23 protein-coding genes are annotated in these 22207 nt (G+C 66.1%); 17 read left to right on the top strand and 6 right to left on the bottom strand.

Going from position 1 to position 22207, the window contains the following annotated elements; genetic code table 11:
* The first annotated feature begins 104 nt into the window (after positions 1-104).
* From V3B46_RS06060 to V3B46_RS06040, 5 genes are all read left to right on the top strand, one after another.
* Positions 105-683: a single-stranded DNA-binding protein gene (locus V3B46_RS06060; protein ID WP_329891393.1), complete on the top strand. Its 579-nt coding sequence runs from the start codon at positions 105-107 to the stop codon at positions 681-683.
* Positions 684-884: 201 nt separating this feature from the next.
* Positions 885-1781 carry a hydroxypyruvate isomerase family protein gene (locus V3B46_RS06055; RefSeq protein WP_329891392.1) on the top strand — a complete coding sequence of 299 codons (897 nt, stop codon included), beginning with the start codon at positions 885-887 and terminating at the stop codon, positions 1779-1781.
* A gap of 27 nt (positions 1782-1808) precedes the next feature.
* Positions 1809-3494, top strand: coding sequence for a GMC family oxidoreductase (locus V3B46_RS06050; protein ID WP_329891391.1), 1686 nt, complete (start codon positions 1809-1811; stop codon positions 3492-3494).
* A complete protein-coding gene (locus tag V3B46_RS06045; RefSeq protein ID WP_329891390.1) occupies positions 3494-4069 on the top strand; it encodes a gluconate 2-dehydrogenase subunit 3 family protein in 576 nt (191 codons plus the stop codon). The genes V3B46_RS06050 and V3B46_RS06045 overlap by 1 nt, the downstream gene beginning before the upstream one ends.
* Positions 4070-4083: 14 nt before the next feature.
* A complete protein-coding gene (locus V3B46_RS06040; RefSeq protein ID WP_329891389.1) occupies positions 4084-4827 on the top strand; it encodes a 3-keto-disaccharide hydrolase in 744 nt (247 codons plus the stop codon).
* 30 nt (positions 4828-4857) lie between these two features.
* On the opposite strand, the gene V3B46_RS06035 is transcribed toward V3B46_RS06040, so the two are convergent.
* From V3B46_RS06035 to V3B46_RS06015, 5 genes are read right to left on the bottom strand one after another with little or no spacing between them, the layout of a single operon-like run.
* Positions 4858-5154: a c-type cytochrome gene (locus V3B46_RS06035; RefSeq protein WP_154262701.1), complete on the bottom strand. Its 297-nt coding sequence runs from the start codon at positions 5152-5154 to the stop codon at positions 4858-4860.
* Between the two features lie 18 nt (positions 5155-5172).
* Positions 5173-6036, bottom strand: coding sequence for a sugar phosphate isomerase/epimerase family protein (locus V3B46_RS06030; RefSeq protein ID WP_329891388.1), 864 nt, complete (start codon positions 6034-6036; stop codon positions 5173-5175).
* Positions 6037-6055: 19 nt separating this feature from the next.
* Positions 6056-7180 (bottom strand): Gfo/Idh/MocA family protein, encoded by a 1125-nt coding sequence (locus V3B46_RS06025; RefSeq protein ID WP_154262704.1) that lies wholly within the window; start codon positions 7178-7180, stop codon positions 6056-6058.
* Positions 7181-7192: 12 nt separating this feature from the next.
* Positions 7193-8410: a nucleoside permease gene (locus V3B46_RS06020; RefSeq protein ID WP_329891387.1), complete on the bottom strand. Its 1218-nt coding sequence runs from the start codon at positions 8408-8410 to the stop codon at positions 7193-7195.
* 27 nt (positions 8411-8437) lie between these two features.
* On the bottom strand, positions 8438-9490 hold the full coding sequence (locus V3B46_RS06015; protein ID WP_329891386.1) for a sugar phosphate isomerase/epimerase family protein: 1053 nt from the start codon (positions 9488-9490) through the stop codon (positions 8438-8440).
* A gap of 95 nt (positions 9491-9585) precedes the next feature.
* Between V3B46_RS06015 and V3B46_RS06010 the strand changes: the two genes are divergently transcribed.
* Together V3B46_RS06010 and V3B46_RS06005 are read left to right on the top strand one after the other, a co-directional pair.
* Complete coding sequence (locus tag V3B46_RS06010) at positions 9586-10593, top strand: LacI family DNA-binding transcriptional regulator (RefSeq protein ID WP_049422751.1); 1008 nt, start codon at positions 9586-9588, stop codon at positions 10591-10593.
* A 104-nt stretch (positions 10594-10697) separates the two neighbouring features.
* Complete coding sequence (locus V3B46_RS06005) at positions 10698-11750, top strand: sensor domain-containing diguanylate cyclase (RefSeq protein ID WP_154262710.1); 1053 nt, start codon at positions 10698-10700, stop codon at positions 11748-11750.
* Here the strand turns inward: V3B46_RS06005 and V3B46_RS06000 are convergent.
* Positions 11738-12634 carry a LysR family transcriptional regulator gene (locus V3B46_RS06000; protein ID WP_329891385.1) on the bottom strand — a complete coding sequence of 299 codons (897 nt, stop codon included), beginning with the start codon at positions 12632-12634 and terminating at the stop codon, positions 11738-11740. The genes V3B46_RS06005 and V3B46_RS06000 overlap by 13 nt on opposite strands.
* A 108-nt stretch (positions 12635-12742) precedes the next feature.
* Here V3B46_RS06000 and V3B46_RS05995 point away from each other — a divergent pair, with 108 nt between their 5' ends.
* The 10 genes from V3B46_RS05995 to V3B46_RS05950 all read left to right on the top strand — a co-directional run bounded on the left by V3B46_RS05995 (position 12743) and on the right by V3B46_RS05950 (position 22206).
* Positions 12743-13591, top strand: coding sequence for an isocitrate lyase/PEP mutase family protein (locus V3B46_RS05995; RefSeq protein ID WP_329891384.1), 849 nt, complete (start codon positions 12743-12745; stop codon positions 13589-13591).
* A 135-nt stretch (positions 13592-13726) separates the two neighbouring features.
* Positions 13727-14752, top strand: coding sequence for an AI-2E family transporter (locus V3B46_RS05990; RefSeq protein WP_106467348.1), 1026 nt, complete (start codon positions 13727-13729; stop codon positions 14750-14752).
* 162 nt (positions 14753-14914) lie between these two features.
* Positions 14915-16657 (top strand): GGDEF domain-containing protein, encoded by a 1743-nt coding sequence (locus V3B46_RS05985; RefSeq protein ID WP_329891383.1) that lies wholly within the window; start codon positions 14915-14917, stop codon positions 16655-16657.
* A gap of 237 nt (positions 16658-16894) precedes the next feature.
* Positions 16895-17326 (top strand): pyridoxamine 5'-phosphate oxidase family protein, encoded by a 432-nt coding sequence (locus V3B46_RS05980; protein WP_154262712.1) that lies wholly within the window; start codon positions 16895-16897, stop codon positions 17324-17326.
* Positions 17327-17421: 95 nt separating this feature from the next.
* On the top strand, positions 17422-18003 hold the full coding sequence (locus tag V3B46_RS05975; RefSeq protein ID WP_329891382.1) for an NMCC_0638 family (lipo)protein: 582 nt from the start codon (positions 17422-17424) through the stop codon (positions 18001-18003).
* A 183-nt stretch (positions 18004-18186) separates the two neighbouring features.
* Entirely contained in the window at positions 18187-18654 is a 468-nt protein-coding gene (locus V3B46_RS05970; protein ID WP_329891486.1) for a DUF2975 domain-containing protein, read from the top strand.
* Positions 18654-18878: a helix-turn-helix domain-containing protein gene (locus tag V3B46_RS05965; protein ID WP_329891381.1), complete on the top strand. Its 225-nt coding sequence runs from the start codon at positions 18654-18656 to the stop codon at positions 18876-18878. The genes V3B46_RS05970 and V3B46_RS05965 overlap by 1 nt, the downstream gene beginning before the upstream one ends.
* Positions 18879-18920: 42 nt before the next feature.
* Complete coding sequence (locus tag V3B46_RS05960; protein ID WP_329891380.1) at positions 18921-20459, top strand: TerC family protein; 1539 nt, start codon at positions 18921-18923, stop codon at positions 20457-20459.
* Positions 20460-20591: 132 nt separating this feature from the next.
* Positions 20592-21728, top strand: a complete 1137-nt coding sequence (locus V3B46_RS05955; RefSeq protein WP_329891379.1) for a metallophosphoesterase — start codon at positions 20592-20594, stop codon at positions 21726-21728.
* Positions 21729-21822: 94 nt separating this feature from the next.
* Positions 21823-22206: a hypothetical protein gene (locus tag V3B46_RS05950; RefSeq protein ID WP_329891378.1), complete on the top strand. Its 384-nt coding sequence runs from the start codon at positions 21823-21825 to the stop codon at positions 22204-22206.
* The last annotated feature ends 1 nt before the right edge of the window (position 22207 follow it).

Below are 22207 nucleotides of genomic sequence, written 5' to 3'. Positions count from 1 at the left end.
ATGCCGGGTTTCTGGCAGTGCCCACCCATGGGCGGCCGGGTATCGGCAACTCCGGCTGTGTGCTATGACAGGCACCAGCCCCCGGACAATGGAATCACTTACCTATGGCGCGCGGCATCAACAAAGTCATCCTGGTCGGCAACCTCGGCAACGACCCGGACGTGAAGTACACCCAGAGCGGCATGGCGATCACCCGCATCAGCCTGGCCACCACCAGCGTCCGCAAGGACAAGGATGGCAACCAGCAGGAACGTACCGAATGGCACCGCGTGGTGTTCTTCGGCAAGCTCGGCGAGATCGCCGGCGAGTACCTGCGCAAGGGCAGCTCGGTCTACGTCGAAGGCAGCCTGCGCTACGACAAGTACACCGGCCAGGACGGCGTGGAGAAGTACTCCACCGACATCGTTGCCGATGAAATGCAGATGCTGGGCGGCCGTGGTGAAGGCGGCGGTGGCGGCGGCGGTGGCAGCTACGGCGGCGACCGTCCGCAGCGCCAGCAGGCTCCGCGCCAGGAGTACGGCGGCGGCGGTGGCGGCGGTCAGCGTGGTGGCCAGGGCGGTGGCTATGGCAACCAGGGCGGCAATCAGGGCGGCGGTTACGGCAACCAGGGTGGCAACCAGCGTCCGCAGCCGCAGCAGGCGCCGCCGATGGATGACTTCGCTGACGACGATATTCCGTTCTGATCGAACGCTCGTTCGCAGCAGAAAAGAAAGCCCCGCTCATGCGGGGCTTTTCTTTATCTGGAATCCCTTCGGAGTTGTGCCCCGCAGCATCGGTTTTCGTGCACCGCGACTTGCAAACAGACAATTTCCTCCCCTATGGTGCAATCGATTGCATTGCTGTGAATCGTTGCTTTTGATACCGGTTGGGAGGCCGGCAGGTGGATGTCCATCCATTCGATCAGACCGGCCCCGGCGGCGGGCCTCACGCGGCGCGATGCGTTGCGCATGGCGGTTGCTGGAGGCGTAGCTCTGGGTACTGCGGGAGCGTTGCCTGCATTCGCCGCCACCGCAGCGCTCAAGGGCAACCTGAAGCACTCCGTGGCCCGCTGGACCTTCCCGCAGCTGTCGGTCGCCGCGCTCTGCGCGACGGTGAAGGACATCGGCTTTGCCGCCATCGATCTGGTCGGTCCGGAGGACTGGCCGACGCTGAAGGCCCATGGCGTGTACAGCTCGATGTGCAACGGCGCAGAGCTGGGCCTGACCAAGGGCTTTGCCGGCCGCGAATTCCACGACCAGCTGGTGGAGCGCTACACGCGGCACATCGACCTGGTGGCCGATGCCGGCTATCGCAACCTGATCTGCTTCTCCGGCAATCGCAACGGCATGGACCCGAAGGAAGGTCTGGCCAATGCCGAGGCCGGCCTCAAGCGCATCCTTGGGCACGCCGAGAGGCGCGGTGTGGTGCTGGTGATGGAACTGCTGAATTCCAAGGTCGATCATCGTGACTATCTGTGCGACCACTCCGCATGGGGTGTGGAGCTGTGCCAGCGGCTCGGCTCGGACAACTTCGGCCTGCTCTACGACATCTACCACATGCAGATCATGGAGGGCGACATCATCGCCACCATCGGCAAGCATCACGCCTGCTTCAAGCATTACCACACCGCAGGCGTGCCCGGCCGGAACGAGATCGGAGACCAGCAGGAGCTCCACTATCCGGCCATCTGTCGCGCGATCCGCGACACCGGTTTCAAGGGATACCTGGCGCAGGAGTTCACGCCTGTAGCGCCTGATCCCGTTGCCTCATTGCGCGAGGCGATCCGCCTCTGCGACGTCTGAAACGATATCCACCCAGGTGAGAAACCCATGGCAGATAATCACTACGACGCCATTGTTGTTGGCTCGGGAATCAGTGGCGGTTGGGCGGCGAAGGAGCTGACCGAAAAGGGCTTGAAGGTCCTGATGCTGGAACGCGGACGCAACATCGAACACGTCAAGGACTACGTCAATGCGATGAAGGAAGCGTGGGACTTCCCGCACCGCAACCGGCCAACGCAGGCGATGAAGTCCGACTTCCCGGTGCTGATGCGCGACTACGGGCTGGCGGAGAATCTGGAAGGAATGTGGGCCAACGAACAGGACTCACCCTACATCGAGACCAAACGCTTCGACTGGTTCCGTGGCTACCACGTCGGCGGCCGCTCGCTGCTGTGGGGGCGGCAGAGCTATCGCTTCTCCGACCTGGATTTCGAGGCGAACCTCAAGGATGGTATCGCCGCTGACTGGCCGATCCGCTACGCGGACATCGCGCCCTGGTATGACCATGTGGAACGATTCGCCGGCATCGCCGGCACGCGCGAAGGACTGGACGTGTTGCCGGACGGCGAGTTCCTGCCGCCGATCCCGTTGAACATCGTCGAGAAGGATGTGGCCGCGCGAATCAAGAAGGCCTTCGGCGGCACCCGGCACATGATCCACTCGCGCACTGCCAACATCACCAAGCCGATGCCCGAGCAGGGCCGCGTCAACTGCCAGTACCGCAACAAATGCATCCTGGGCTGTCCCTTCGGCGCCTACTTCTCGACCCAGGCGGCGACGCTGCCAGCGGCGATGAAAACCGGCAACCTGACCCTGCGGCCGTTCTCGATCGTCAAGGAAGTGCTCTACGACAAGGACCGCAAGCGCGCGCGCGGCGTGGAGGTCATCGACGCGGAGACCGGACAGACCTACCAGTACACGGCCAAGGTCATCTTCCTCAACGCGTCGTCCTTCAACTCGACCTGGTTGCTGATGAACTCGGCCACCGATGTGTGGGAGGGCGGGTTGGGCTCATCGTCGGGCGAGCTCGGGCACAACGTGATGGACCATCATTTCGGAGCGGGCGCCTCGGGCCGGGTCGAGGGTTACGAAGACAAGTATTACTTCGGCCGCCGTCCCTGCGGCTTCTACATTCCGCGTTTCCGCAACGTCGCGGCCGACAAGCGCGGCTACCTGCGCGGGTTCGGCTACCAGGGCGGCGCCAGCCGCACCGGCTGGTCGCGCGAGATCGCCGAGCTGAACATCGGTGCCGACCTGAAGGAGGCGCTGACCGTGCCCGGTGACTGGCGTATCGGCATGACCGGCTTCGGTGAAATGCTGCCGCACCACGACAACACGATCCGCTTGGACCGCGACCGCAAGGACAAGTGGGGTCTGCCGGTGCTGGCGATGGACGTTGCCATGCGCGCCAACGAACTGGCGATGCGCAAGGACATGGCCGCCGATGCCGCCGAGATGCTGGAGGCGGCCGGCGTCAAGGACGTGAAGATGCACGACAACGATTACGCCCCGGGCAAGGGCATCCACGAAATGGGGACCGCGCGCATGGGGCGTGATCGGAAGAGCTCGGTGCTGAACCAGCACAACCAGGTATGGGATGCACCCAACGTCTATGTGACCGACGGGGCCTGCATGACCTCCAGCGCCTGCGTGAATCCTTCGTTGACCTACATGGCGCTGACCGCGCGCGCGGCCGACCACGCGGTACGCGAACTGAAAGCGGGGAACCTCTGATGGATCGCCGCGAACTGCTGAAGATGATCGTCGCCGCCACCGGTGCGGCCATGGTCGGGTTGCCTGCCCTTGTGCAGGGTCAGGCACCGGCGGGCGCCACCAAGATTCATTTCTCCGATGCCGACGTCGCCACGCTGGACGAGATTGCCGAGACCATCCTGCCGCGGACCCGGACGCCAGGGGCGAAGGATGCCGGCGCCGGCCTGTTCATGGCGACGTTCGTCAGTGACTGCTACACCGCCCGGCAGCAGGCGGCCTTCCGCGCAGGGCTGACCGATATCGACAAACGGGCGGGTGGCCGTTTCGTATCGCTTACGCCGGAAGCCCGAACCGAATTGCTGCGCACGCTCGATGCAGAAGCCAAGGCACGCCCTGCCGATGTGACCGAAACCGGCACGCCTGAAGAGGGCGAGGCGATGCCGCACTACTTCACGATGCTCAAGCAGCTGGCCATCTTCGGCTTCTTCACCTCCAAGGTCGGCGCCACCGGGGTGCTGCAGTACGTCGCCGTGCCGGGGCGCTACGACGGTGATCTTGCCTATGTTCCCGGCACGCCCGCCTGGGGGACCAGCTGATGGAGCGCAACAGGATGATCAAGCCGCTGCTGATCGCGGTCACCGTGCTGGCCGCCACACCTGTGTTCGCGCAGAACGGTGCCGACGCCGCGCGCGATCCGAAGAAGACCGAGGCGTGGACGCCGGTACCTGCGACCGTGGCTACGCCGCCAGGCAAGGCCCCGTCCGACGCAATCGTGCTGTTCGATGGCAAGGATGTCTCCGCGTGGGAGTCGGAGCAGGGCGGACGCGTGCCCTGGAAGGTTGCCGATGGCGCCATGACCGTCGTGCCCGGCAGCAAGGGCATTCGCACCAGGCAACGTTTCTGCGACGTCCAGCTGCATGTCGAGTGGCGCACGCCTACCGACACGCAGGGCTTCGACGGACAGAACCGCGGCAACAGCGGCATTTTCCTGCAGGAGCTGTACGAGCTGCAGGTGCTGGACAGCTACAACAACCCGACCTATGCCAACGGCCAGGCGGGCTCCATCTACAAGCAGGCCATGCCGCGGGTGAATGCCTCGCGCGCACCGGGCCAGTGGCAGGCCTACGACATCATCTGGAAGGCACCGCGCTTTTCGGCGGGCGGCGGTCTGACGTCGCCCGCGCGCATCACCGTGCTGCACAACGGCGTGCTGGTGCAGGACGATACCGTGCTGGCGGGCAAGACCGAGTACATCGGCGCGCCTTCGTACTCGCCGCATGCGTGTGCGCCGCTCTATCTGCAGGAACACGACTCCAGGGTCAGCTACCGCAATATCTGGGTGCGCGAGCTATAGTGGCACGCGGCCGGCGTGGTCGCCGGCCGCTCACTTCGCCAGGTAGCTGGCGATGTCATCGATTTCCTGCTGCGACAGCTGGGAGAAGGGCGGCATCAGCCCACCGCCCTTGCTGATCTTTTCCTTGATCTGTGCGGGTGCCATGCGCTTGCCGATGTCGGTGAGCGCCGGGAACGCGCCCGGCATGCCCGCACGATCGGCGCCGTGGCAGGCCACGCAGTTCGCGGTGTAGAGCTTTGCACCGGCGGCCGGATCGTCCTTGCACCAGGCGGCTGTCGCAGCGCTCATGCCGCCCAGGGCCACCGTCATTGCCAGGATCATTTTCATGTGGGGCTCCTTGATGCGTCAGCGCCGCGCACGGGCGGGCACGTTGGTGGTCAGGTGTTCACGCAGATAGTCCGCACCGGCCTGGATGATCCTGGCCGGATCGCGTGGCTGGTCGTGCTCGATGATGTACCAATGCACGCCGGCGGCTGCCGCAGCAGGCAGGATCGCGTTCCAGTCCAGCACGCCCTGGCCCACAGCGGCGAATCCGCCTTCGTCCTGGGCCTGGCCCTTCGGTGCATTGTCCTTGGCGTGCACCGCGAATACGTGGCCGCGGAACTTTGCCAGCATCACTGCCGGGTCCAGGCCTGCACGCGCGACCCAGGCCAGGTCCAGCTCGGTCTGCAGGTCTGGACCGGCGGCGGCGAACAGCAGCTCCAGTCCGGTCCTGCCGTCGAAGTCGACCAGCTCGAAATCGTGGTTGTGGTAGGCCAGGCGCATGCCCTTGCCGCGCACCTGCTTTGCGATGCGGCCCAGTTCCTGGCCCAGGGCGGTCCAGCCGGCGGCATCGCTCGGACGATCCTTCTTGTCCAGGTACGGCACCACCAGCGTCGTGTTGCCTATCGACCGGTTGAACGCCACTACGCCGTCCAGATCATTGCGCAGCTCGGCCAGTGGCACGTGCGACGAAACCGCCTTGATCGAATACCGGTCCAGCAGCTGCTTGAGCTCGGCGGCGCTGGTGTTCTGCGTACCGACCGTCTCCACTGCGTGCACGCCTGCGTCGTGGACAATCTTCAGCTGCTGCTCGAGCGACCCGGCATCGCGCAGGGTGTACATCTGTACCGCGATCGGCTTCTGCGTGCTGACGGCTTCGACTGCGAAAGCGGGCAGGGCAGCGAGCAGCAGAATGAGGCTTGCAGTTCCATGGACAAGGGCTTTCATCAACAGATCCTCCCGGGTTTCAACCGATGACAGTCCAGGCACGCGACCTGGCCGATGCAATGACACGATCGACGATCTGCGCCGAGCGCAGCCCGTCCTCGAAGGTGGGCAGGCCCTGCGGCCGCTCGCCCTCGATGGCGCGATAGGTGTCGGCGACAAACGCTTCGAAGCACTGGGCGTAGCCCTGCGCGTGGCCGGCCGGCAACACCGACAGCCGGCGCTGTTCGGCACCGCCGGCGCCCGGTCCGCGCACGAAGATCTCCTCGCGCTGGTCGGGCAGGCCGACCCACAGGTGCTCGGCGTCCTCCTGGTTGAAGGCCACACTGGCCTTGGCACCGTCGATCTCGAACCAGAGGCGGTTGTGGCGTCCGGCCGAGACCTGGCTGACCGTCAGAGATGCCAGCGTACCGGCGCCGGTCCTGAACATCGCCGCCGCTACGTCCTCGCTCGTTACCGCCTGCATTGCGCTGGCTGCGGTTGGCGTACTGAAGCTCTGCCCGCTGACGGCGCCGCGCTCGGCGATGACCGTGGAGAACGCCGCGCTGACTTCGGTGAAGCGCTCGCCGCTGACCCATTCCACCAGGTCGCACCAGTGCGAACCGATGTCGGCGAACACGCGCGATGCGCCGCCCAATGCCGGGTCCACGCGCCAGTTGTTGCTGGCCGGATCCAGCAGCCAGTCCTGCAGGTAGCTGCCGTGGATCAGGTGCAGCGGCCCCAGATCGCCTTCGGCGATGCGTGCGCGTGCCTCTCGCACCACCGGGTGGTAGCGGTAGACGAAGGGCACCGTGGCAACCAATCCGGTCGTTGCGGCCAGCGTCGCCAGCGCCTGAGCATCGTCCAGCGTTGTTGCCAGCGGTTTCTCGCAGATCACGTGCTTGCCGGCTTCCAGCGCGGCCTGCGCCATCGCGCGGTGCAGATGGTTGGGCGTGCAGACGTGCACGACCTGCACCTGCGGATCAGCGATCACCTCTTCGATATCCCGATAGGCGCGCGGAACATTCCACAGCTGCGCCATCTCACGCGCGCGCTGCGCTGACGAAGCGGCGACACCGCGTACCTCGGCACCGGCGAGCAAGGCCGCACGGCGGTGCACGGCGCCGATCATGCCGGCGCCGATGATGGCGATTCCAAGCGTTGGCATCGGCTCGAATCCTCAGGGTGTGGAAGATGCGGCGGCCACGGCGGGCCGGTCGCGGAACAGCAGCAGGAAGGCGATCAGCACCACCAGCGCGACGCCGGCCGGGAACAGCCAGATCTGCTGCCAGTCAGGGCCGGCCTCGGTAGTGAAGTGCTCCACCACCGCGCCGGACAGGAAGGTGCCGATCAGCATGCCCACGCCGTAGGTGGCCAGGGTGATGAAGCCCTGCGCGCTGCTGCGCACGGCGGGGCCGGCATGCGCATCGGTGTAGATCTGGCCGGTGACGAAGAAGAAGTCATAGCAGATGCCGTGCAGCACGATGCCGATCACCAGCAGCGAGAAGCCGCTGCCCGCATCGCCGAAGGCGAACAGGACGTAGCGCACCACCCACGCCGCCATGCCGACCGCAAGCATGGTCTTCACCCCCAGCCGCACGAACAGGAACGGCATGGCCAGCATTAGCAGCACCTCGGAAACCTGGCCCAGTGACTGCAGGCCTGCGGCGCCGCGCACGCCCAGGTCGTTGAGATACGGATTGGTGAAGTTGTAGTAGAACGACAGCGGGATGCAGATGGCGATGGAGGCCAGGAAGAACACCAGGTAGGCGCGCGACTTCAGCAGCCGCAGCGAGTCCAGCCCCAGGATCTGTCCCAGCCCAGCGTCGCGCTGCTGTGCCAGCGGCGGCGTGTGCGGCAGGGTGAACGCGTACAGGCCCAGCACCAGCGATGCCAACGCTGCCATCCGGAAGGTCAGTTCAAGCCGATGGGCCTGCTCCCAGCCCAGCCAGCCGATCAGCACGCCTGCGACGATCCAGCCGATGCTGCCGGCCACGCGTACCAACGGAAACTGTTTCTCGGGCGACTGCATGTGCCGCATCGCCACGCTGTTGGCCAGCGCCAGCGTGGGCATGAACAGCAGCATGTAGCCCATCACGCAGGCCGAGAACACACTGAAGCTGGTGGCGGTGGACGCCAGCCACATCAGTACCGCGCCGGCCAGGTGCAGCACCGCGAGGATGCGCTGCGCGGCGAAGTAGCGATCAGCGATCAGGCCGACCAGGAACGGCGCGACGATGGCGCCGATGGACTGGCTGAGGAAAGCGGTGGCGACCTGGCTGGCGCTGGCCTGCAGCGGGCCCTGTACCAGGTACGTCCCGAGGGTCACGAACCACGCTCCCCAGATGAAGAACTGCAGAAACATCATCGCGCCCAGGCGCGACATTGCGTGCGACATGGCTTGCCCTCCCGGGGCGGTAATGGCTCAGATTCCCAGCATGTGGTGCAGTGATGCGGCGTCCGTGCCACTGTCGGCAAAGTCATCGAAGGCGCGCTCGGTCACCCGGATGATGTGGTCGCGGATGAAGGCGGCACCTTCGCGTGCGCCGTCCTCCGGGTGCTTCAGGCAGCACTCCCATTCCAGTACCGCCCATCCGGGGAAGTCGTACTGGGCGAACTTGGAGAAGATCGCCTTGAAGTCGATCTGGCCGTCACCGGGCGAACGGAACCGGCCCGGGCGATCGATCCAGTCCTGGTAGCCGCCATAGACGCCGCTGCTCGCGCTGGCGCGATACTCCGCGTCCTTGACGTGGAAGATGCCGATGCGCGCGTGGTAGCGGTCGATGAAGCCCAGGTAGTCCATCTGCTGCAGCAGCAGGTGGCTGGGGTCGTACAGGATCTTGGCGCGGGGGTGATGGTCCACCACGTCGAGGAAGCGCTCGAAGGTCGCGCCGTCGTGCAGGTCCTCGCCGGGGTGGATCTCGAAGCACAGGTCCACGCCGCAGGCGTCGAACGCATCCAGGATCGGGCGCCAGCGGCGGCCGAGTTCGGCGAAGGCTTCTTCCACCAGTCCCGGTGGACGCTGCGGCCACGGATAGAAATAGGGCCAGGCCAATGCGCCGGAGAACGTGGCATGCGCGGTCAGCCCCAGGCGCTGGCTGGCTTTGGCGGCCAGCAGAAGCTGCTCGACTGCCCAGGCCTGGCGGGTAGCCGGATCGCCGCGCTTGTCTGCCGGCGCGAAACCGTCGAACAGGCTGTCGTAGGCCGGATGCACCGCGACCAGCTGCCCCTGCAGATGGGTGGACAGCTCGGTGATCTGCACGCCATGACCGGCCAGCATGCCGGCGATGTCGTCGCAGTACGCCTGGCTGCGCGCGGCCTCGGCCAGATCGAACAGGTGGGGCGCGCTGGTGGGGACTTGTACGCCAGAATAGCCCAGACCCGCGGCCCATCCGGCCAGCGTGTCCAGCCGATCAAAAGGAGCTGTGTCGCCGATGAACTGCGCCAGGAACAGCGCTGGACCCTTGAGCGTCTTCAACGTGATTCGCCCTCGATGCAATCGATTGCATTATCCTAGCAGGGGCTCACGCAGGACCTGTTGTGCACTGCACAGCAGACAGGAGAACTAACGCCATGGCCACCATCTACGACATCGCGAAGCACGTCGGCGTCTCGGCAGGCACGGTGTCGCGGGCGCTTTCCCGGCCGGACAAAGTGCTGCCGGCCACGCGCGCGCGCATCGAGCAGGCCGCCGCCGCACTGGGCTATGTGCCCAACACGGTGGCCCGCACGCTCAAGACCCAGCGCAGCGGCAAGATCCTGGTTACCGTCCCGGACATCGCCAATCCATTCTTCGCGCAGATCCTGCAGGGGGCGGAGGACGCCGCACAGGCGGTCGGCTATGCGGTTCTGCTCGGCGATACCCAGCATCAACCCGACCGCGAGGAGCGCTATGCGCAGATGCTCCGGCGCAACGAGGCCGACGGCATGATCGTGCTGGGGCACCGCCTGCCGCCCACGGCGCGCGAGATCGTCCAGCAGCGCGGTGCCGCCGCGCCGGTGATCAACGGCTGCGAGTTCGACCCCGCACTGGGCATTCCCAGCGTCCATATCGACAACGCCGCGGCCGCGCGCGTGGTGATGGAACATCTGTATGGGCTGGGACACGAGCGGATCGCCGTGGTCGGCGGACCGCCAGACAATCCGCTGCACCAGCAACGGCTGGAAGGGGTGCGGGCGGCTGGCAAGGCGCGTGGACGCCTGCGCCAGCTGAACATCGTGCCGGGTGACTTTTCGGTGGAATCCGGCCATGCGGCTGCCATGGCGCTGCTGGACGGCATGTCTGCGCCAACGGCGATCTTCTGTTTCAGCGATCAGATGGCGCTGGGCACCCTGGCGGCCTGCCGCGATCTGGGCATCCGCGTGCCGGAGGACCTGTCCATCGTCGGCTTCGATGATCTGGCATCTTCCCGCTACCTCACGCCGCCGTTGACCACCATCCGGCAACCGATGCGGGAGATCGGTGAGCGCGCGGTCAACCTGCTGCTTGCCATCATCGAGCACATGGATGTGCCGCTGCAGCAGACGCTGGATTTCAGCCTGATGCTGCGGGGTTCAACGGCGCCACCCAGGCGTGGGTGAGGCAGGGGGGCCGCCGTGAATCCTTGATCCCGAATTGACGCAGAGCTGTCAGACTCACCACAGGCCGCCCGGCAAGGGCGTGCGATCGCGCAAGGGGGTCGGCAATGCCGTTCTTGACGGACTCGACGGAAGTCGCGGTCGAAGGCATCGGCGCGGCACGTCGCATCGGCTGGATGCGCTTCGTGGGCAATGGCCTGGGCGCGATTCCCATCGCCTCGATCATTCTTGAACGTCAGGACGGCCTGTGGGCCTGGGTGTTGCTGCTGCTCAACGCGCTGGCCTGGCCGGCGCTCGCGCTGGTGCTGACCCAGCGCTCACGGCAGCCTGCGGTGGTCCAGTTCCGTTGCATGGTGGTTGATTCCTTCTTTGGAGGTGGCTGGATCGCCTTCATGGGGCTCAGCGTGGTACCCAGTGCGCTGTTCGCCGCGCTGCTGGTCGCCGACAAGATCGCCGCCGGTGGGGTGAAGCTGGCGGTACGGGCCACACTGGCACTGGTAGTGGGGTTCGCGCTCACCTGGTGGGGGCTCGGGTTTCCTTACCAGCCGGTGTCATCGCAGCGCACGATCGTGCTCAGCGTGCCGTTCCTGTTCGTCTACGGCATCGGCCTCAGCATCCTCAGCTGGCAGCTGGCGCGGCGGGTCAAATCGCAGAACCGGCAGCTGCAGCGGTTGAGCCGGATGGATCCGTTGGTGGAACTGGCCAACCGTGGCTTCCTTATCGTCCGTGCGCAGCAGGCACTGGACAAGGCGCAGGGGCAGGGTGGTTTGGCCTGCCTGCTGATGCTTGATGTGGATGACTTCAAGCGCATCAATGACTCGCACGGTCATCGCGCCGGGGACGAAGTGCTGCGCCATATCGCGTCCACGTTGCGCGCCTTCGCCCGGCCTGGCGATACCCCTGCGCGGCTGGGAGGTGACGAGTTCGTCGTGCTGCTGCGGGACTGTGCGCCCATCGATGCGATGCATGTGGCAGAGCGGGTTCGGCTGCAACTTCTGGAGGCAGCACGGCAGGCAACCCCGGGCATCGAGTTCAGCGTCAGCATCGGAATCGCGGCGACGCCGCGCGGTGGCAGCGTCGAAGACTGGCTGGCACTGGCCGACCGCGCGCTGTACCACGCCAAGCGCCAGGGCAAGAACACCGCCAGCTATGGCGAATGAGGTGTTGACACGTCTCTGGCGCAGGCCAGCAGCTGGGCGGCCGTTGCCGGAGGCTTGCAGCGCACCGCCAACTGCAGCGTGGTGGTCGGCATGCCCAGTTCCAGCGCAACAAAAGCAAGGCCGCTGCGGTGCATGCTCTGCATCGAGGCCGGCACGATGGCGACGCCCAGGCCGGCAGCGGCAAGGTTGATCGCTGAAGCCACCTGCGGCGCTTCCTGCTGGATGGTGGGCGCAAAGCCCTGGCTGCGGCAGGCAGCGACGACGTCTGCACTCAGGCCCTGACCCGATTTCCGCGAGAACAGGATGAAGCGCTCGCCGCGCAGCTCGGCCAGCGCGATGTTCGTCCGGCACGCCAACGGGTGATCGGCCGGCAGTACTGCGACCAGTGGCTCGGCACTGAGTTGCTGTGTCATCCGTTCACCGGTATTGGAAAACGGCGGGCGCACGATCACTGCATCGAGTTCGCCATCATCGAGGCGCCGGACCAGGGATTCACTGCCATCTTCGACCAGCTGCACCTGCACTGCCGGATGCGCCCGCTGGAAGCTGCGCATCAGCGCGGTGACCGCCTCGTTGTAGGTCGCCGATTCGGTCAGCCCCAATGTCAACGTGCCGACCTCGCCGCGTGCGGCGCGCAACGCCTCCTCCTTGGCCTGGTCGACGCGCGCGAGGATGTCCTCCGCAGCTTTCCAGAATACCCGCCCAGCATCGCTGAGCACGATGCCGCGTCCCTGCCGGTGGAACAGCGGTGTGCCGATCTCTTCCTCCAGGGCGCGGATCTGCTGCCCGAGCGGCGGCTGGGCGATATGCAGGGCCTCGGCGGCCTTGGTGAAGCTCTGCAGCTGGGCAGTCATGACGAAGTAGCGCAGGTGCCGCAGTTCCATTGGAACCTCAAACGTTCTGGTGCTGTACGAACACGGTATTGGACGGTCGCCGGTGGCGGCAACATCATCGGTATCCCACGGCAGATGTCCAACTACAAGGGAGACCACATGAAAAAGACACGTCGGCTGCGCGATCTGCTCCGACAGGGCAGCGTGATTGCGCCAGGTGCATTCGATGGATTGTCGGCACGCCTGGTGGAGCTGGCCGGCTTCGATGCGGTGTATGCCAGCGGCGGCGCCTTCGCGCGTTCGGCCGGCGTGCCGGACATCGGCCTGCTCGGCCTCAGCGAAGTGCTTGCGCAGGTTGAGCGGATTGTCGATGCATGCGATCTGCCGGTGATCGCCGACGCTGACACCGGCTTCGGCGGCACCTCTAATGTTGAACGCACGGTGCGCGCGTTCGAAAGGGCAGGGGTTGCCGCCCTGCATATCGAGGACCAGGCCTTCCCCAAGCGCTGTGGACACCTGGATGACAAGACGCTGGTCGACGCGGGCGAGATGTGCACGAAGATCCGCGTCGCCTGCCAGTCGCGGATTGACCCGGAGTTGATGATCATCGCGCGTACAGATGCCATCGCCTGCGAAGGCCTGGATGCTGCGATCGAACGGGCGCAGGCCTATGTGGATGCGGGCGCGGACATGATCTTCATCGAGGCACCGGAAACCCTGGAGCAGATCGAGGTGATTTCGCAGCAGGTTCCCGGGCCGAAGCTGATCAACATGTTCCACAGCGGCAAGACGCCGCTGGTGCCGGTGGCGCGGCTGGCCGAACTCGATTACCGGCTGGTGATCATTCCCTCGGACCTGCAGCGCGCTGCAATCCGGGCCATGCAGCGCACCCTGCAGGAGATCGCAGCGACTGGCGACAGCGGGCGTGTTGCCGGCGAGCTGGCCAGCTTCGGCGAGCGTGAGACGATCGTGCGCACGGCGCGGTATCTGGCGCTGGACCGGGTGTGATCCGGGCGTGATTGCGGACGTGCCGATGGACGGGGACGGGGCGGCGGAATCCGCGTGTGTTGCCTGTTCATCCTGCTCCCGGAATCATCGCCGCCAATCCTCTACCATGGGCCACCCTGCCCGGACGTGCCGCCCATGCAAGACGCCCTCGTTGCCCAGCCCAAGCCCCCCGTCCCGAGGATCGCGGCCTGGCTGATGATGCTGCTGGGCATGTGGCTGGCGCTGAAGCTGGGCCTGGTGGTAACCCTGCTGTCGGGCCTGCTGGTGTTCCAGCTGACCCACCTGCTGGCCTCCACCGTGGAGGGCAGGCTGCCGCCAGGCCGGGCGCGGGCGATCGCGGTGATCGTGCTGTCAGCGGTGATCATCAGTGCGCTGGTACTGGCCGGGATCGGCGTGGCGTCATTTTTCCGCAACGAGACCGGTGGGCCTGACGCATTGCTGGCGCGGCTGATGGAGATCCTCAATTCGTCGCGGCACCAGGTGCCGGCGCTGCTGCAGCCGTACATCCCCGAGGACATGCCGGCGCTGCGCGCGGCGCTGAATGACTGGGCCGCCGAGCACCAGCGCCAGCTGGGCGTGGCCGGCACGTCGGTGGTGCAGGTGGGCGTACGCGTACTGATCGGCATGGTGCTGGGCGCGATGATCGCGCTGTATGACGAATTGCCGCTGCCGCAGATGGGGCCGCTGGCGCAGGAGCTGATAGGGCGCACCAGCCGGCTGGCCACCGCGTTCCGCCAGGTGGTGTTCGCGCAGGTGAAGATATCCCTGCTCAACACCGTGTTCACCGCCATCTTCCTGCTGGGCGTGCTGCCGCTGTTCGGCGTGCACCTGCCACTGTCCAAGACCCTGGTGCTGATCACCTTCATCGCCGGCCTGCTGCCGGTGGTGGGCAACATCATCTCCAACACCATCATCACCATCGTCGCGCTGTCGGTTTCGTTCTATGTGGCGGTGGCGGCGCTGCTGTACCTGATCGTGATCCACAAGCTGGAGTACTTCCTCAACGCCCGCATCGTCGGGGGCGAAATCCAGGCCCGCGCCTGGGAGCTGCTACTGGCGATGCTGGTGATGGAGGCGGCGTTCGGCCTGCCCGGCTTGGTGGCGGCGCCGGTGTTCTACGCCTACGTGAAGCGCGAACTGGTCGACCAGCGCTGGATCTAGTACGGCAGGGTGTGACGCATTCGCCCCAGCCCGGCGCGGGCTGAGACCTTGCCGGCGCGTTCGCGGTGGCTGCGGTATACCGATGGTCACGGTTCGCGCGACACTGGCTTGGCGCTGCCGGGGCCGGCGGCTACAGTGATCCGCACTTCAGGGGAAATTTGCATGGCCGGCAAGGCATCGCCCATCGGATTGCGGACCTGGGTCTGGATCCTGGGCGGGTTGTTCGTGGTCTGTACGCTGCCGTTGATGGCCATCGCGCTGGTCCAGGGCACGCTGCGCTACAGCGCTGCCGAGGACAACCTGGTGAGCCTGCGCCAGCTGCGCCAGACCTTTGACTTGGCCAACCTGGTCTCGGCTGAACGCGGCCCGGCCAACAGCCTGCTCGGTGCCGACCCGGCCGATGCCAGGGAGCATGCGCGGCTTGTGCTGCAGCTGGCCGTGGTGCGCAGGCGTGTAGACACCGCGCTGCAGCAACTGGATGCCGTGTTCACGGCCGATCCGGCCGTGGTGGATGAGCATGGGATGCTGGCGGACGCGCAACGTCGACTGCAGTCGGCACGCGCGGGTGTTGACCGGGTGGCAGCGCAGCCGCGCGACGCACGACGCGTCGAAGACGTGGAGCGCGCGATCAGCGGGATGTTTGCCGTGGTGGACCGCCTGCACCTGCTGACCTCGGCACAGATCAACGTACTGGTCCGGGCCGACCGCGAAGCGGCGATTCCAGCCATGCAGGGCCAGGTGCTGATCGACCTGCGCGAGCACGGCGGGCGCCTTGCCTCCAACGTGATGGCGCCGGTGGCGGTACCCGGAGCCTGGCGCAACGAACAGGTGCGCGCGGCGCTGCAGACCGAGGGGCGCCTGCTGGAGCTGTGGCGGCTGGCTGGCAGCCACGAATCGGTGTTCCGCAGTGATCCGACACTGTCCTGGCATTGGGATATGGCGCGACGGCAGTTCTTCGGCGAGTCACTGCCGATGATCGAACAGCTGATCGACGACGGACGGCGTGGCCTGCCGCCGCCGTGGACCGCTGCCGAGTTCACCACGCGCTACGTGCCGACCCTGCAGTCGCTTGAGGCGCTGCGTGACGGTTACCTGAGTGTGTCCATCGCCAGGTTCGAACACACCCGCAACCGCGAGGCGACGCGGCTGGCGGTGCTGGCGGCGACGGCGTTGGGGACCCTGTTGGTGCTGGGCGTGGCGCTGCGCATCGCGCATCTGCAGATCCTGCGACCGCTGCTGCAGGCACAGCGGCAGGTGATCCAGATCGCCTCTGAAGCGCCGGGTCCAGAGCAGCATGTCACCCATCCACTGGCGGAGATGCAGCGGCTGTTCGATGCGATCGAGGTATTGCGCGAGAAGTCGCGTGAGCGTTCGGCGCTGACCAGCGAGCTGCGCCAATTGGCCGGTACCGACGAGCTGACCGGCCTTCTGAACCGGCGTGCGCTGGACGAGCTGATACAGCAGCGGCACGCCGGGGGCGGCGCCAGTGCGGTGGTGATCCTGCTGGACGTTGACCGTTTCAAATCGATCAACGACGGCCATGGCCACGATGCCGGCGACGAAGTGCTGGTGCAGGTAGCGCAACTGCTGCAGCGCCATCTCCGTCGCAGCGACAGCATTGCCCGCTACGGCGGCGAGGAGTTCCTGGTGCTGCTGGCCGACGGTGACCTGGCCGCTGGCCGACAGCTGGCCGAATCGCTGCGGCTTGCGCTGCAGCAGCTGGACATCGTGGTGGCCGGCGGCACCGTGCTGCGGGTGACCGCCAGCTTCGGCGTGGCCCGCGGTGCTACCGACGCCTTGGGCTGGCGGACCCTGCTGCGTGCCGCCGATGCGGCCATGTACCAGGCCAAGGCGCAAGGGCGTGATCGGGTACGGGTGGCGGGTGGCGGTCGCATCACGCGTTGAGGGTACGTGTCAGCCGATGCGTGCATGCACCCGGCGTAGCGTACGCGCGATCATCCGGCGCGGGATGGGACGTGCATCTGTTGCTAACCCGGGTGTGAGGATGTGGACCGCGTCACGCACCCGCCAAGCGCTCTATCTCGTTTTCTGTGAAGAGGCCGCAACTGCCCATCCACGCTTCGGTCACCGCTCTGCGCAGACGCTGGAAATCCATCCGATGAACCAATGAAGGACGACGTCATGACCCAGCTCACCCTGCCCGAACTGGCCAAGAAAATGGCTGGCATTGATTTCACCATGCTGCAGACCCACGCCGGTGGAGAGATTGCGGGTCGTCCGATGAGCAACAACGGTGACGTGGACTATGACGGTGACAGCTGGTTCTTCACCACGGAAGACACTGACATGGTGCGCGAGATTGAAGCCGACTCCGCCGTCGCGCTGGGTTTTTCCGGCAGCAAGTCGCTGCTGGGCAGGCCACCGTTGTTCGTCCACGTCCAAGGCAGGGCCGCATTGATCCGGGACAGGGGCGTAATGGCACAGCACTGGGTGAAGGATCTTGAGCGGTGGTTCGAACAGGGAGTAGATACCCCGGGGCTGGTACTGATCCACGTACGGGCCATCCGCGTGCACTACTGGGATGGCGAGGACCAGGGCGAAATAGCAGTCTGACCCCGGCAGAGGGAGGCCGGCGGCCATCGCGACTGTTGCGCGGCACGCCCGGGCTTTGCCATCCTCCCTGCTGTTTTCCGTAGCGTGGAATCCCGATGCGTCCTGCGTTCTGGCTGGCTTTGGCCCTGCTGCCCACCCTGGCGGTGGCGCAACCTGCGCGTACTGCCAAGGCCAAGGCCTCTGCGCAGGATCCCTTCAGCGAGCTGTTCGATACTGCCTGCATGCAGCACATCGGGGCCCCGGCGCGGTTGCAGTCGCTGATGGAATCCAATGGGCTGTCGCCGTTGCAGCCCGCCGAAGCCGCGACGCTGTTGCAGGGGCAATCGGGCGTGGCCTGGATGGTGCCTCTGGCCAGTGGCCGCTATGCGGTGAGCTGGGCTGACGATGGCACGTGTACGGTCTACGCCGAAAAGGCCGACGCGGCGGTCGTGCAGAAGGGATTCGCCCGGCTGGTGCAGGCCGTACCGAAGCCGTTGCAGGTGCGGTCGCTGCCAGGGCGTGGGCCACTGTCGGCCGATCAGGTGGCCATCCAGTACGGCTGGGCGACGCCGGGGCAGGGCAAGCTGCAGGTGCGCTTCCGCCTGGTCACGCGGCAGGCAGCCGAAGCCGGCGTGCAGGCAATGGCCTCGGCGGCCCCGGGCGAAGCGATGCTGGAGCAGGGCGCGCCTGAGCGCTGAAAGGGCCCACGCTCGCGATTCAGCTTTTCACGCGGCAAGTGATATATCGTTTATCGATAAATCCACCCGGGGCGGCGAGGCCACCCCAATGCCGGAGGCCGCTTGACCCTTCGTCCCGCCCGCGCCAGACCCGCGCGAGGCTTGTTCACCCTGGCCCAGGCCGCCGTACAGGCGGTGCGGGCGATGTGCTGGCTGGGCATCCTGGCCGCACTGCTGGCCATGCCGCTGGTCGCCCACGACCGCAGCTGGCTGCTCGACATCATCCACGACGCTGATGCCGCTGCCGTGCATGGCAGCGACCTGTTCCTGCATTTCTGCCTGGGCCTGGGCGCGATCGTCGCGCTGCTGGTGCTGTGCCTGATGTTCCTGCGCCACCTGCTGCGGCTGCTGAAGTCGGCGGCGCGCGAGCGGCCGTTCACCCACGCCAATGCACAGCGCCTGCAGCGCATGGCCTGGCTGATGCTGTCGATGGAGGTGCTGTCGATCCTGATCGGCGCCTACGCCGCCTGGATGGGCCCGGACTTCACCTGGATGGAGGTGGGCGGCGGCATGTCGATCACCGGCCTGGTCGCGGTGCTGATGCTGTTCGTGCTGGCACGCGTGTTTGCCGTGGGTGCGGCGATGCGCGATGACCTCGACGGTGTCATCTGATGGCGATCGTCATCACCCTGGACCGCATGCTGCAGGAACGGGGCATGACCCTGTCCGAGCTGGCCGGGCGCATCGACATCACCCTGCCCAACCTGTCGATCCTGAAAACCGGCAAGGCGCGTGCCATCCGCTTTTCCACACTTGATGCGATCTGCCGTGAGCTGCAGTGCACGCCCGGTGACTTGCTCGGGCATGACCCGGCGCAGGCGCAGGACGCTGACTGAGTGTTTCCCCTTTCCCTTACCTACTGACGGAACGGACCTGAAATGGAATGGTTGGCTGACCCTTCGATATGGATGGGCCTTGCAACCCTGGTCGTGCTGGAGATCGTTCTCGGCATCGACAACCTGGTGTTCATCGCGATCCTTGCCGACAAACTGCCGCCGCACCAGCGTGACCGCGCGCGGGTGATCGGCCTGGCGCTGGCCCTACTGATGCGGCTGGTGCTGCTGGCCGCGCTGGCATGGATCATGAAGTTGACCGAGCCGCTGCTCACGCTGTTCGACCACAGCTTCTCCGGGCGTGACCTGATCCTGCTGGGCGGTGGTCTGTTCCTGCTGTTCAAGGGCACGATGGAACTGCACGAGCGGCTGGAGGGCCGCGAGCATCACGAGGATGGCAAGAAGGTCTACGCGAGCTTCGCGATGGTGGTGGCACAGATCGTGGTGCTCGACGCGGTGTTCTCGCTGGACTCGGTGATCACCGCGGTCGGCATGGTCGACAACCTGGGCGTGATGTACGCCGCGGTGACCATCGCGATGGCGCTGATGCTGGTGGCCAGCAAGCCGCTGACCCGCTTCGTCAACAAGCATCCCACGGTGGTCGTGCTGTGCCTGGGCTTCCTGTTGATGATCGGTTTCAGCCTGGTGGCCGAAGGCCTGGGCTACAAGATCCCGAAGGGTTATCTGTACGCGGCCATTGCTTTCTCGATCCTGGTTGAAGCCTTCAACCAGTGGGTGCGCTTCAATCGCGAGCGCAACGAGCGCCGCCAGCCGTTCCGCCAGCGTACCGCCGACGCCGTGCTGCGCATGCTGGGCGCGCGCCCGGCCAATGGCCACGACGACGAAAGCGCTGACGAACACGTCGATGCCGAAGAGCGGTTGCAACCGGCCGAGCACGAGATGATCCGCTGCGTGCTGGGCCTGGCTGATCGCCCGGTGTCGAGCGTGATGACCGTGCGTGCCGACGTGCAGTGGATCGACCTGGCACGTGGGCAGGAGGATGTGGTGGCACGCCTGGTGGCATCGCCGCACACCCGCCTGCTGGTGGGTGATGGCGACCTGGACAGCCTGCGCGGCGTGGTGCAGAGCCGCGACCTTCTGGCCGGCCTGCTGCAGGGCAGGCCGCTGCAGCTGGAGGGCAACCTGCGCGAGCCGCAGTACGTGCTGTCCAGCGCCAGCGCACTGCAGGCGCTGGAACTGATCCGCCAGCACCCGGTGCCGTTGGCGGTGGCGGTGGACGAGTACGGCAGTGTGGAAGGCCTGGTGACCGCCAACGATCTGCTGGCGGCCATTGCCGGTGACCTGGTCGACACCCAGGACGAGCGCTATGGCGTGGTGGCGCAGGGTGAAGATTGCTGGGAAGCCGATGGCGCGCTGACCCTGGACGACCTGCAGCGCCTGTCCGGCGTCTCGCTGCCGCGCAGTGCCGGCTACATGACCATCTCCGGTCTGGTGCTGGAGCGTCTGGGGCGCCTGCCGGACATCGGTGACACGGTGGAGATTGCGGATGTACGCATCACCGTACTGGCAATGGAAAAGCGTCGCATCGCCCGCCTGCGGGTTGAACGCATCGGTCTTTCGTAGAGTCGAGCCTGCTCGACCGGCCCTCTGTAGAGTCGAGCCATGCTCGACTGCTTCCTGAGCAGCCGGGTACGGCTCGGCTCTACACAACACCTCCCGCAACCGTCACCATGGCGGGCCCGCTTTCTTTCCCGGATGGTTGCAGTGCTGAGTACGATCGGTTTGTTGATGGGCCTGTATGTGGCTTGGCGCCTGTTCTGGCCACTGCGCATGCCCGTCTGGATGAAGGTCGTGCTGTCGCTGCTGCTGGTGGGCGTTGCCGTGCAGCTGCGCATCGTCGCGATGTTCTGGGGCACGATGGCCTCGCCGGAAATTCCGAAGCTGGCCATCGCCTCGTTGGCCACGGGTTCGACTGCCGTACTGCTGCTGGCGCTGGTCCTGCTGGTGCTGGACGCGGGCCTGCTGGTGTCGCGCATCCTGCGCAGGCCACGTGCTGTTTCGGCGTTGCGCGCGCCGAAGCTGCGCCCGGCGGCGGGTGTGCTGGCGCTGCTGGTCAGTGGCTACGGCGTCAGCCAAGGCATGGCGGTACCCAAGCCCAGGCAGATCGAGGTGAGCATTGCCGGCTTGCCCGCCGCGTTCGATGGCTATCGCGTGCTGCAGCTGACCGACATCCATGCCAGCCGCCTGCTGACCGGCGACTGGGTGCGCAGGGTCGTGGACGAGAGCAACGCACTGACGCCGGACCTGATCGTGATCACCGGCGACCTGATCGATGGCAGCGTCGAGGCCCGCCGCGACGACGCGCGGCCGCTGGCTGACCTGCATGCACCGGACGGCGTCATCGCCATCACCGGCAACCACGAGTACTACGCGCAGTACCAGTCGTGGATGCAGGCGTTCCGCGCGCTGCACATGCAGGTGCTGGAGAACAGCCACCTGCAGGTGCGGCGCGGTGATGCGGCGCTGACCATCGCTGGCGTCACCGATCCGGTGGCCGCACGCTACGGCCTGCCGCTGCCGGACCTGGGTGCCGCGCTGGCCGGTGCCGATCCGACGGCACCCGTGATCCTGCTTGATCATCGCCCGCGCAATGCACGCGAAGCGGCCGCGCGTGGCGTGAAGCTGCAATTGTCCGGGCACACCCACGGCGGGCAGATCATCGGCATGGACCAGCTGGTGAAGCGGGCCAACGGTGGCTATGTCTCCGGTCGCTACGACGTGGATGGCATGACCCTGTACGTGAGCAATGGTGCAGGCCTGTGGGCAGGTTTCCCGGCACGCATCGGCGTGCGTTCGGAAATCACCCTGATCACCCTGCGCCGCGCGCCGTGACCTCAGGCGGGGTCAGATCCCTTTCCCTTGGGGGAACGGGATCTGACCCCTGACAAACCACATGGAAGGAACCATGTCCCATCCCCGCGCCCCGATGGAACGCCTGATCCGAGCCAATGCCGATGAGATCAACCGGCTGCGCCAGGTGATCCGCAATACCGCGGGCGCGCGCTGGCGTGGGCCGGAGGATCGGGAGCGGCACGCTGCGGCCTGTGCAGAATTCCACCAGAACTACGCGCGTCTGGCGTTTCCGGGCGGCTACGCCAACGCGCTGAAACGGCTGGCCGAACATGATCCAGATACGCTGGATGTCGCGCTGACCTTCCTTGAAGTGCGGCCGTATTTCTTCCGGTCCGGATACATGTGGAAGACGTTGCTGAAGCGCGTGCAACGGGTATCCATGGGGGCGAAGCAACACGCGCGGCTGCAGAAGATCCTCGATGCCTACGCTGCCTATCGCGCCACACGTGACGGCTGAT

The organism is Stenotrophomonas sp. SMYL11 (genome assembly GCF_036320005.1).
GTDB classification, from domain to species: Bacteria; Pseudomonadota; Gammaproteobacteria; order Xanthomonadales; family Xanthomonadaceae; genus Stenotrophomonas; species Stenotrophomonas maltophilia_A.
This window is presented reverse-complemented; position numbering and strand designations above follow the sequence as displayed.